The 11463-nt window shown below is 53.4% G+C and carries 8 protein-coding genes; 4 read left to right on the top strand and 4 right to left on the bottom strand.

Translation table 11 applies throughout. From position 1 onward, the window contains the following. Positions 1-39 precede the first annotated feature (39 nt). Genes ALO43_RS25060 through ALO43_RS25070 form a run of 3 tightly spaced genes read left to right on the top strand, consistent with a single transcriptional unit; the run spans position 40 to position 3745 of the window. Positions 40-1299 carry an ABC-three component system protein gene (locus ALO43_RS25060; protein ID WP_054998282.1) on the top strand — a complete coding sequence of 420 codons (1260 nt, stop codon included), beginning with the start codon at positions 40-42 and terminating at the stop codon, positions 1297-1299. After that, a complete protein-coding gene (locus ALO43_RS25065; protein WP_054998283.1) occupies positions 1296-1784 on the top strand; it encodes a three component ABC system middle component in 489 nt (162 codons plus the stop codon). The genes ALO43_RS25060 and ALO43_RS25065 overlap by 4 nt, the downstream gene beginning before the upstream one ends. Further along, entirely contained in the window at positions 1781-3745 is a 1965-nt protein-coding gene (locus tag ALO43_RS25070) for a DUF3732 domain-containing protein (RefSeq protein WP_054998284.1), read from the top strand. Before ALO43_RS25065 ends, ALO43_RS25070 begins: the two co-directional genes overlap by 4 nt. 417 nt (positions 3746-4162) lie before the next feature. On the opposite strand, the gene ALO43_RS25075 is transcribed toward ALO43_RS25070, so the two are convergent. After that, entirely contained in the window at positions 4163-5158 is a 996-nt protein-coding gene (locus ALO43_RS25075; RefSeq protein ID WP_147461996.1) for a Shedu anti-phage system protein SduA domain-containing protein, read from the bottom strand. A gap of 135 nt (positions 5159-5293) precedes the next feature. Here ALO43_RS25075 and ALO43_RS29615 point away from each other — a divergent pair, with 135 nt between their 5' ends. Further along, on the top strand, positions 5294-6421 hold the full coding sequence (locus ALO43_RS29615) for an AAA family ATPase (RefSeq protein WP_083492247.1): 1128 nt from the start codon (positions 5294-5296) through the stop codon (positions 6419-6421). 397 nt (positions 6422-6818) lie between these two features. Here ALO43_RS29615 and ALO43_RS30500 read toward each other — a convergent pair whose 3' ends face one another. From ALO43_RS30500 to ALO43_RS25095, 3 genes are all read right to left on the bottom strand, one after another. Further along, positions 6819-8183 (bottom strand): SEC-C metal-binding domain-containing protein, encoded by a 1365-nt coding sequence (locus ALO43_RS30500; protein ID WP_054998287.1) that lies wholly within the window; start codon positions 8181-8183, stop codon positions 6819-6821. 251 nt (positions 8184-8434) lie between these two features. After that, on the bottom strand, positions 8435-9403 hold the full coding sequence (locus ALO43_RS25090) for a hypothetical protein (RefSeq protein WP_147461997.1): 969 nt from the start codon (positions 9401-9403) through the stop codon (positions 8435-8437). 576 nt (positions 9404-9979) lie between these two features. After that, a complete protein-coding gene (locus ALO43_RS25095) occupies positions 9980-11398 on the bottom strand; it encodes a hypothetical protein (protein WP_147461998.1) in 1419 nt (472 codons plus the stop codon). Positions 11399-11463: the final 65 nt, after the last annotated feature.

Consider the following 11463-nt stretch of genomic DNA (forward strand, 5'->3'; position numbering starts at 1 on the left):
AAGGCTCCGAATGATCGACCTTGGAGCATGGGCTAAATAATGAGTTCTTTCGCAGGCAACGACCCCGCTGACCAAAAAACTAGTGATCCCTACAGCGCCAGAGAGCAAGGACTGGGTTACATTTTCCAGCCTCGCTTTGCTCTGTATCAGGCATTAGAGCTTCCCGAGGACATCGCAATCCTCATCGAAAAGGAAGACGACCTCGATTTTTTGGAGTCCTCCGGTAAGAAGACACTGAGCTCGCTCAAACATAAGGCTGCTGGAGCGCGGCTGACTGACCTGTCTGTGGATTTCTGGAAGTCGGTCAATATCTGGCTAACTCGTTACATCGCCAATGGACGGGTTGAGTCTGACTATCAGTTTTTCCTTTTCACCACCTCGTCCGTCGCGCCGGACTCATTCTTGAATTTCTTCCTTTACGGAGCGGACACCACCAAGGCTCATCCAAGCCTCTGGCAACTGACAGAGGACACGCTTGCCATCAGCAACGCAAAATCGTTCGCCAAGATCAAAGACTTGCTCTCGCAGCTGACTACGATGGAGAAAGAGGACTTCGTATCGAGAATCGTGATTATTGATAACTCCCCTCGGATCGACGATCTACCGGCACTTATCAAGACTCAAAAAATGCGAGCCATTCGCCTCGAACACAGGGACGCTGTTTTCGAACGACTTGAGGGATGGTGGAATGATCTGACCATCCAAATGCTCTGTGACCCGCAGAGCGAACCGGTCTATGCCCGGGACGTTTCAGAGAAACTGTTCGCCTTCAGCGAAGAGTACAAGGATGACAATCTGCCCATCACATTTGAGGACGCGACACCCGCGTCCCCCGTCGATGCGAGCACCGATAACCGGCTGTTCGTGAGTCAACTCCGTGATCTGAAATTGAGCCCCAGCCGCATCCGCAATGCGATCCTGGACTACTACAGGGCATTTGAGCAACGCTCCGTCTGGGCAAGACAGCGCCTGGTGGGCTCCGAAGAAATCATCCGCTACGAAAAGCGCCTGACGGATGAGTGGGAGCGCGCCAAGGACGCTCTGTTCGATGATGCGCTCGACGCACCGATTGAGGAATGCTCTGATCCAGAACTGGTTGCGGTAGGCAAGAAGCTGTACACCTGGGCTGAAACAGAAGCCCAGAAGCTTGCTCACCTGAAAATACGGGCGCGCGTGACTGAGCCCTATGTCCTACGCGGCAGCTTTCAGATTCTCGCCAACAAGCGCCCTTACCCCACCGTTTACTGGCATCCACAGCTTCTGGATCGCCTGTCGAAGGCCGCTGGAGATACCGAATGATTCGCTGGGATCAGCGTCCTTTTGAGACCAAAAACCTGTTCAATCCAGCCTTCTGCGCGGTAGTGCTGCTGCGGTCGCTCAAAGCTTATGCAGTGATAGATCCCAAGGGCATGCCCTTTTCGATGTCACTGCTTGTGTTGCCATTGAGTCTCCACCACGAATCTCGAAGCGCGCTGCTCAAACACTACAAGGGCTACCTGCTCAAGACAGTGGAGACGTACCCCCAGATGCAAATCGGCCTGGCTGAGAGGGTAACGGAAATGCTGCCGTTCACTTTCGAGGCATTTGCGTTGGCGCACCACACCGATTGCTTCGAAGTCACTCCACAGGGTCGACTCCTTCCAAAAGCTAGGAGGGTTAAGGCTGACATCGATGGCACCGAGGAGTCAGTGGCGTGCCAGCGCGCAGCGGCTTTGCTGGGGCGAGAGTTCGCCAAAATTGCAGACAGGGTTACGGTTTACACCGCTTTTGGAATTCGACCATGAAAATCAGCTCCATCCATGTATACAGCCACGATGGCCAGCGCCGCGATGTCAACTTCGAGGTCGACGGTCTCAATATCATTACGGGCCGCTCATCGACAGGTAAATCAGCCCTTTCGGATATCATCGAATACTGCATGGGCCAATCGAATTTCAACGTTTCGGATGGCGTGATCCAGGACAAGGTGTCGTGGTTCGCAGTGATCTTTCAATTTCCGGACGTGCAGGTCATGGTGGCAAAGCCGACCCCGCGATCAGGCGGCGCGAGCTGCAGCCTTGCTATGACACGTACCGGGGAATTTGTGCAGCCCCCTGAGTTTTCCGAGCTTGTGGTCAACACGGATGACATCGCTGTCACCTCGTTGCTGTCACGTCAACTTGGCATTCCGGAAAACCGCACAGAGGTGGCGCAAGAACACACGCGTAACAGCTACGAAGCCTCCATCAAGCACTCGTACTATTACCTTTTTCAAAGACAAGGCTTAGTCACTAACAAGGATCAGCTCTTCTATCGCCAGAACGAGCCGTTTCAACCCCAGGCGATCAAGGATACGCTGCCTATCCTGCTGGGCGCGTCAACCAATGAGCGCTACGAGCTGCAGACCAGACTCCGGACAGCCCAGCGAGACCTGAGAGCCCAGACAAAGCTGCTGGAGCAGGCAAAGCAAGCCGTCGGCAACAACCGAAACCTGGCCATCGTACTGCTGACGGAAGCCAAGGCCGTAGGGATAATTCCTCAAGACTCCTCCATTGCAGAGGTCGAGGAAATCATTACTGCCCTCAAAGCAGCTGCGCAGTGGACTCCCGCCAAACCGCATGCCCAGCCTGAGGACAAGGTACCCAAGCTGGAGGCTGAGCTGTCCAGGCTGCGCAAGACCAGGCGCGAAATCAAATCCAAAGTTGAGGCGGGTCAGCTGTTCGAACGGCGTGCCGGCGGCTTCCAGAGCGAGGCATCGGAACATATCGACCGCCTCTTATCCATCAAGTCGCTTCCAAAGAATGCTACGACGGGCGAATGGCAGTGGCCTTTTGCGGAAAAGAATCTGGCCATGGACACCCCCATTGCTCAAGCGCTCATCAGCGAACTGGCGTCTTTGGAGGCAGAAATGCAGACAGTGATGGGCCAACGACCGCAGATTCAGGGCTATCTCGCGGAGGAAAACCAACGCCTTCAAAACACATCCAATTCGATTGTCGAGAAGGAAGCAGAGCTGACAGCCGCCATCGCCGCCAATACCTTGCTGGCGAACGCACAGAAGCAAAGCGACGCTGCCAAGCATGTCGTGGGGCGCATCAGTTTCTTCCTTGAAGGGTTTGTTCCTGACAATTCGCTGAAACAGCAAGAGGCCGACTATCGCCGTCGGGAAATGCGCGTGCAGGAGCTTGAGAAGGCACTGGCAGACGTCGATGCAGACGACCGCCTTGCGTCGATCCTGAATAGCATCTCGGCGCAATTCAATCTCTACAACAAGCGGTTCGAATCTGAGTTCAGTGCCTACCCTGCCCGATTCGACCTGAAGAAGCTGACCATCATATTCGACCGCCCAGAGCGCTCTGTGCCTATGTCACGAACAGGCGGCGGAGAGAATTACTTGGCCTACCATCTTTCTGCACTGCTCGCCCTGCATTGGTACTGCGCCAAGAGCAATCAACCTATGCCGCGCTTCTTGGTGATCGACCAGCCAACCCAAGTGTATTTCCCCTCAGAGGAATCCTACAAAGCGGTCGACGGTACGGTAACGAATACTGAGCAATCCGATGCTGACATGGATTCGGTACGTAAGCTGTTTAATCTGCTGTACCAGTTCACGGTCGAGGACGTTCCAGGCTTCCAGATCATCATCACCGAGCATGCCAATCTCCGCGATGATTGGTTTCAAAAGTCGCTGGTGGAAGCTCCTTGGAGCAAACCTCCTGCATTGGTGCCGGAAGGCTGGCCTCTCAAAAATGAGGTAACACGCTAACGGGTATTGCAATACACCGCCCTATCGAGCGCTTAAGGAGTGACGCACGGCATGCTCACTCCTTTGTGCAAGTGTTCTGGGCAAAGCACACAGCCGTAGCTTGGTAATCCAAATTGGAAATGAGCACTGGCTGAGAGATAGGCACAAGGATCGCCAGACTGGAAACCAACATCAGCTCATGATTCCACAGCGCCCGCCTGAAGGTATTTCATCAATCGCCGTCGGGGTCATCAGCTGTAGCCCAAAAAACAGCACTTGAGATATGCCTTGATTAGTTTCATCTGCGGGCGATTGGCTCCAGGCTGGCTCCTCAGTACTCCAACCAAAGTTATCCCTCCAAACGGACGCTGCGCTCCGATAGGCCTTCGACAACAACCTAGCCAGGGCTTTGCAGCTATGGTCACTGAGTCCTGCACCCTACGTTCCAAGCGGCGGTACTTTTCTTACAAGATCTAGTCGTTCTTTTCTTCCTGTGGACTCTGCTAGTTTGATACTGTATTTAAGAAGGTCGTGATTATCCCACTTCTCAATCTCATACCCGGCTTCTGATAATTCCTTTTTTTGCTCTGGGCTCAAAATTAGCGTATCGGGCCCCACCCAAGCAAAAATTTTGCGCGGGTGGAAATGCATGTATTTTAACTCAAACCTGTCATTTTTGGCGCGACGCATTACAAGCTTTGTTCTTTCAACTTGGAAGTAGTCGATAAGCTGGTCATAGGTAAATATATCAATCTCGGTCTCGACTTCTTTTCGATGCAGGGCCTGCTTCCGTTCGTAATTCTTATTCTTGTTGGCTGAGCGCCCAATGACTAGCTGATACTTAAACTCCACCGGGCTTTTAGGGTTATCTAACATCGCCATGAGAGGATAAAAACGTGCAGTTACGCATGATTTTGACTCCTCAATAAAGTTTTTCCAGCTCTGCACTTGAGATATAGCTTCGTGAAACTTTGAAGAAAACACAGGGCTCTCTTCATTTTTATTGAAGATAGGCTTGTCTGGGGATTCCAATTCAACAAGCGTGATTCGCCAACGCCCCGAACTCCTGGTGATATAGCAGTAGTCGGATATGTGGTCGGTGCCTAGTGCGAACTTCGTGAGTATGGTTTCAAAGTGCAGTTGGTGATTTAGCAGATTAGGGGTTGGAATGAATCGGGTATGCAGTTCTAGGAAATCTTGAACGACTTGCTCTTTTTGTCGACCAGCCGGAGGTTTGTCATCTAAAAGTCGACGGTAACATTCTATCAATTCATCATCGGAATCTGCCAACTTGAATGCTCCTTCTGTATTTGTTGCGTGTAATGGCAGTTGATGAGCTCTGTCGCCGCCCATAAGCTCCGGCGTCCCCTCGAGGGCCAGAAAACCTAAACCGTACACCGACAATCTATGGTTAATGCCGCGTGATTGAATCACCCCAACCAGCCGGATTCAAGTAGCAAGGCCGGTTGAGGAGCCAAGCTGTGTTTAGGATAGGAGCAATGCTCATAATTTCTTCATCACCCATCCTTCGCTAACCTGAGGCTCCAGACCAATCAGGTAAGTGCAGCGATGAACGACAAGCAGCGCAAACAGCTCAGAAAGCTTCGCAAAAAAGCCAATATTTCGGTCAAACACGCTGCTCGGTGGGCACACGTAGATCCGCGTACTTGGCGCTCATGGGAAACATTGAATGACAAGGGATCGACCCGATCTCCCTCTCCGGCTGCACTTTGGAGCTTCTTCGCCAGGGCAGGCCTTAACATGCCTAAAGAGTTGAAGCCGCTGCTAGCACCAGCACCACTAGGACGAGCGCTATCCATTTCTTCGTACAAGGGCGGGGTTGGGAAATCGCCTCTAACGGTAAACGTTGCGGCCTGCTTGGTTGACCTTTCTTACCGGGTTGCAATTGTTACCGACGATGGGGTCTATCGCCGAATGCGCGGTGCTGGAAGGTCTCCCCAACCTGCTAGTTTGGTAAGTAAAATCGATTTCTACGATGAGCGTGAGTTGATCACCTTCCCTGCGGCGATCAAGCGGATGAAGAAAGAAATCCGGGACAATGTGACCCTCGCTCCTCCGCAAGATCGTGAGGATGCCAAATTCCTGTACGGCCACATTATTGAGACTGTCGAACACAAGGAGAAGGCTACCGAAAAGCTGTCCGAGCTTATCACACGGTACGACTACGTTCTGATCGACGTAAACGTAGACATTGAGCTGATCCGTCGATACGCGGATCTCGTTGCGATCGTTCTCGACAGCCACTGCTTCATGTCTATCCAAAGCGCAGACGCGTTTGCGGCTGCATTGCGACGCATCAGGTGCCGGGAAACATCGCCCGTATATTTTGGCCTGATTACGAACAACGATGTAGGTGCGGTCAGTCCAGAGCTGGAAGAGTACGTCGGCGATCTGCCGACCTTGGATGACTCGCTACGAGCGCAGCTTGAAGATGCTCGGCATGCGTATACTCGGCGTCGAGAGACCATCCTTAAGGCTATCGAAGAACTGGAGCTGCCCACCCTTACAACAGAGCTGACGGCAGCCCACAGGGTCGCAATCGAGATTTTTAACAAGGATAAGGCGTTCATGGAAGGCTATGGCTATTTCCACTCTTTGGCCGACATTGCCCCCGATTCCCATGCAGCCCGGGAGATGCGTCGCCTCACGGATGAGCTCATCAGCTTCAGAATGTGAAATGTACGTTCGATTCCGACGGCGCCATGCTTGACGATAGGATCAGTGGTAGCACACGGAATATAAGCCGTTTGGGGCGCGTCGACGCAACCAGGCTCGTCTCCCTCTCCGCTCACATGGGCTGGCTAAGCATGATCCACCGCTGGACGTCCTCCCGCGGGTATTGAGCGTTCTGAGCGACCAGGCAGTTGATTTTAGCTCACTTGGTTTCTATGCAATTGCACGCGATTTGGCCGCTCAGCGTGAGTTTGTTTTGGCCTTACCACCTGATCCACGTGCCTCGAACAAGCACACTCAAAAATAAAGTTCTGTGTGAAAAGTGACATCGGAGCGCTGAGAATCCACAGGGCATCGCAGGTTGCAGAGTAACTCAACTATCACGCTAGGCAGACATCAATTACCGACCGTGACATTTCTTGTATTTTGAACCTGATTGACATGGACAAGGGTCATTACGGCCAATGACCGATGACTTGTACTTGTCTCGCTCAGAATCGACGCTGGCCAGAAGTGACAGCCCCACCATCTGAAGATGTCGCTGAAAGGTATCGTCAACAACGAGATTGAGGTATGCGGCAGCGCGCTTCACACCCTGATGGGCAGCCTCGGTAAGCAGCTGGCGGGCACGAGCTTTGTCTTGAGCCGCTAATTCCCCATCATGAAGAGCGACTCCAAGCTGAAACTTGCAATCTGGGTCGTCGCGGGACACTCCCTTTTCAAGAATGTCGATAGCCTTCTCCGGAGAGTAGCAAGGTGATTCCGCTGTGCTGTAGAGAAAGAACAAGCCCAGGTAGGCCTGTGACTGCTCAGAAGTTGCACCGAAAGTCAGCATCTCCTCCGCCTCACCAAACTCCCCAACCTGCCGCAGATAGTCTCCGTAATACACGCAAGCTTGAGGGTGTCTGCGGTGTGCAGCCTCCTTGATCGCAGCCACTGCAAGCCGTTCCATATCAGTAACAGGTTCAGCGGTGTAGGCCAGGCTTCCGAAACGAAAGAGAGCCTCGGTATCTGACTGTCGCAACCACAAGGCTTCAAACCCACCCTCCATGGTGATGGAGACCATAGACATCGAGTCCAAGCGAGCACTGACCTCACAGGCACAGCGATACATCTCAATGGCCATAGCCTTAAGAGACTTGGCATGCTCGGCACTAACGCGGGTGGAGATCAGCCCTCCTCGGCCGCAAGCGTTCATCCACTCAGCTTCCAGCACAAGACCGGCTTGCATCTTCACGTCAAAGGAGTTCTCCTCGGCGATCGCCTTCCCGATGACTTGGCCCGGTACCAGGTCTGGAACCTCAGCAGGCACGATGAGCATTCTTGAAGACTTGCTGACTAACAGCCTGTGAAATTCGTCCAACACGGCGATGAATACCTGCCGGGCTTTTTTGCCCGTTTCAACGTCCCCAACCTGGGCTTTTGAAGACTCATGAGGCTCCTTCGCGCCCGCCACCTGTGAGGGGGCATGGACGGCTTGATTGCCCCACAGCCGGATTCTGTGACAATAGTCTTTTGCCGCGTAGCTTATGAGCTGGCATTCGTGAAGGTGGTTGATTTGGCTGCAAAGATCCTGGTTACCGAAGTTCAACTGATGCTTTGCTCCCACCATGCCGACCATCAATTCCAACAGCTTGCGAAAGGTGGACAATGCGTAGTCGGGATAAAGCGTAAGCACTTCAAGCGCGGTGGAGTACATACCTCTGCATTCCGCAGAAATTTGGGTCATGACATCCAGGTCGGTGATACGTCTGGCTACATCCATGTTGAACTCCTTGTTTTCGAATCGCCGCCAACGGATAGCTGGGATCTGCGCTGGGGCTTCAACCTTTCATTGTTCGTTGGGATCGAAGGCGTCTTGCGAGGGGCTTTAGCTCCAGCAGGGGCAGCTTCGTTCAATGTCGCAGGATACCTAATTGTCTCGCAGCTGTATTAGCCCTGCCTGCTCTATCTCGACCAAGATTCAGCGGTTTGCTGATATCGCATGCGGGCTATCCGGGATGAGCCCAGCGAGTGCTAGGGCCGCTCGGTGCGATCGTCTACTGAGATGGCTTCAAGCGCGTCGACAAGCTCAGAAATTTTTGAGTAGACCGCCGTCCCACAAGGCTTTGCAAGCGGCGCGATGATTGACGCCATGTACTTGTCTGCTCTGAACATCGAAACGTAAGGCACATACATGGCGTGAACGGCATCTACGAAGTCGCTGTTCATGAGCTTTCGGGGATTATCGCCCGTTGAGCGACGCAGTGATTCGTAGAAAGTGCGTATACCTATCGTCAGCCCCGGGCAGTACTTTTCCACCTGACGTACATCGTTACAGACCCCAGCAGCGGGCAGGATCTCACCCAGAAGTCGGTTGGCAGTCGCAAGCAGATTTTCGTCAACCGTGCGCGCCCACTTGGTTCCATTGAAGAACCGCAACGCATCACGCCTGTTCTCATCGTCAAGACCGGCTAGGCGCGTATACCATTCGGCTAATGTGGCCTGTAGCGTATTGATGAGTTTTTGGGCCGGATCACGCACCCAGGCACCGACCGCACCTAGCTTTGCATGATGGTTGATGAACCATCGAGCCATGAAGCTTGGGTCGCGCAGGCTTTCCAGGAATGCAGTATTGGCCTGAGCCCGAGTGGCAGAACCCACAACATACTGCATCAGAATCCGGGCATCTGCGTCCCGCATTGGGAATTGCTCCAGCGCCTGAGCAATATCGTCCTGCTGCAGCATCTGATCCAGCGTGCTGCGAGGGCTACCGTTCTTGTTGATCATCTGGCGTTTCAGGACGCGCCGAGCTTGACGATTGAGGTTCGAATCCTGCCCTGCTTTATTCACGATACCAGCGATATCCAAAGCATCGACTGGAGTTATCAGAGAGCCGAAATCGGGAAACCACTCACCGTTCGTATCTATGGCCTGAACGGGTTCTGATCCTTTTGACACAAGATTGGTCAGTTCCGCTTTGATCAACCTGTCGAACGAGATCATTGCGTTCCGCCCGCATAGGTCTACCAAGAGTGACGTCCGGCGAACGCCTGCTTCAGCATACTGATCCTGGACAGGCGCCATCTCAGAAATGTGCGCGGCCGAAAAAGCGAATGTGACATCTGGTAAAGACCGCAGTGCTTTCAGCCTCGACCTCAATCCCTCTAAACGTTCGTCGAGTGCGGACTCGCTCAAGGTCGAGTAGTCGTTGCTATCCAGGTATACGATTGTGGATATGGGCACGGAGGTCTCGCCATAGACTGCATAGGGTTAGCGCATCATCCACTGGACGCCCACCAGTTAAAACCCCCTCGCACACTTGATCTTCCTTCACCACCGGATAGGGCTGGTAAGGGGGGCGGTCACACCGCCAATTCCAGGCACCTCGATGTGGAAATACGCGACCGCCATCCTGCCAAACCTCAAGGGGAGGCTTTGAGCTCGATCGCGATACAACATTCCAGATGCGCCTGCAGACTTCTGCCGAGTACATAGCATCTACCCTGTAATAAGCCGGGGGGGGAAACATAAGATCGCAACCTGAAGCCTCGCAACATGACGAATGCAACGAATATCCGCTTACTGCTGATCGGCAGCGAGCTGTACCCCGCGGTCGAGCAAGTCGGCTAGCAACTCATCTCGCGATTTACCCGACTCGCGTCCTAGCTCCACTAGAGCCCAGGCAGCTTTCGCCGCAACTCTTCGTGCTTGCACACGTTGAACAGTGGAGATCTTTTCCAGCCTGCCCCGCCCATGAATGAACGCACTTCTGAGGTCGAAGAGGTGTTCATAAATCTTCGCCGCACCTGGATCATTCAAGGCCGCGGATAGGCGCAGTGCTACTCGCTCCGTAGGCCCCTTGCCCGCATGATTCAACCGTTCCTTGCGCCGGTAGTCGCTCTTAAGTCCCAGCGCCGCCTCAACGACGGTAAGGTGGGCCATGAACTCATCGATACCGTTAGCCAAGAACGCCCGCACCAGGAAGTGAATAACTGGCGTATCGAACAAGCTGGTGTTGAGCGCGGCTTGGAATTCAGACCAATGCTCTTGGTTTCGCCCCAACAGCAGCTGACTGGCTTCATCAGCCAGCCTCAACTCCACCGGCCCCTCAACTTCTTCGACTTGTCCTAAATCGTCTTGGAAAAATTTGGGCTCCCATGACAGGGAATCCGGGCTTCGGGGCTCAGAAGGCGCCACAAACAAGTCGTCATCCAGTTGGTAAATCCACGGTACTCGAAACCCACGCCAATCCACCTCTGTCATGGTTGACCATTCTTCCCACGGAGCCAGAAGTAGGAAAAAAAGCGCATGCTCAACCGCCCGGGGATATCTACTTTCGTGAGGGTCGATCTCGCCCAAATCACGAGTCATCATCATCGAGAAGCTGGGCATAGAACGGCCGCCAGTGCTATCGGCCACAGCCTCGTCCTGCTCCACGATCAACCAATGAAATTGTGAGAAGCGTTTTGAGTCTAACGACAGATTGGGGTAGTACCTCGCCAACCGCGGTTTATCAAAGAGCTCATCCAACTGAGCAGCCGTGAAATGCCCGACTTTTGCATCGCCAAACTCAAGCGTTGGAATGATTTCGGCCAAATCAAGGGGGCATATGTAACGACGGCGGGTTGTCTTGCGTGTGAAAGCCGCGTGTAGCTGCGTATAGGCTTGGGCTGAATCAAGCGCGCCAGTGTGAGTACCTTTCTTGGCCAGGCACGGAAGGCCTAGAGATTTGAGCGCATGATCCAGCGCGAATGTCAGGCCAAAAGTGTCTTTGCCGTGCTCATATCTTTCGCCGCAGGCTTTTTTCAGTTGAATAAACTCAGGTGCTTTCCAGAGTCCGCCTCCTGGCAGTGTGCCAAGTGACCAGATGGCGCTTACAGCCTCCCGGACTAGAGCGTCCACATCCATGTCCAATTCATTCTCCCCTGGCGTCAGGCGTCGATTCGATAGATGTGCGGTTCGCATCAGGTTACGAACAGCAGCAATGGCCAATGCCAATGGATTACCAGCGCCTAGTCCTACAGGATAGCGATGTTGGATCGCAACTCAACCGTTCAGGGCCT

The sequence above is a fragment of the Pseudomonas tremae genome, from assembly GCF_001401155.1.
Taxonomy (GTDB): domain Bacteria; phylum Pseudomonadota; class Gammaproteobacteria; order Pseudomonadales; family Pseudomonadaceae; genus Aquipseudomonas; species Aquipseudomonas tremae.

Coding starts and splice junctions, on each gene's coding strand:
- ALO43_RS25090 (WP_147461997.1), bottom strand. CDS start 9,403: ATGATCTCGTTCGACAGGTTGATCAAAGCGGAACTGACCAATCTTGTG.
- ALO43_RS30500 (WP_054998287.1), bottom strand. CDS start 8,183: ATGGATGTAGCCAGACGTATCACCGACCTGGATGTCATGACCCAAATT.
- ALO43_RS25070 (WP_054998284.1), top strand. CDS start 1,781: ATGAAAATCAGCTCCATCCATGTATACAGCCACGATGGCCAGCGCCGC.
- ALO43_RS29615 (WP_083492247.1), top strand. CDS start 5,294: ATGAACGACAAGCAGCGCAAACAGCTCAGAAAGCTTCGCAAAAAAGCC.
- ALO43_RS25065 (WP_054998283.1), top strand. CDS start 1,296: ATGATTCGCTGGGATCAGCGTCCTTTTGAGACCAAAAACCTGTTCAAT.
- ALO43_RS25060 (WP_054998282.1), top strand. CDS start 40: ATGAGTTCTTTCGCAGGCAACGACCCCGCTGACCAAAAAACTAGTGAT.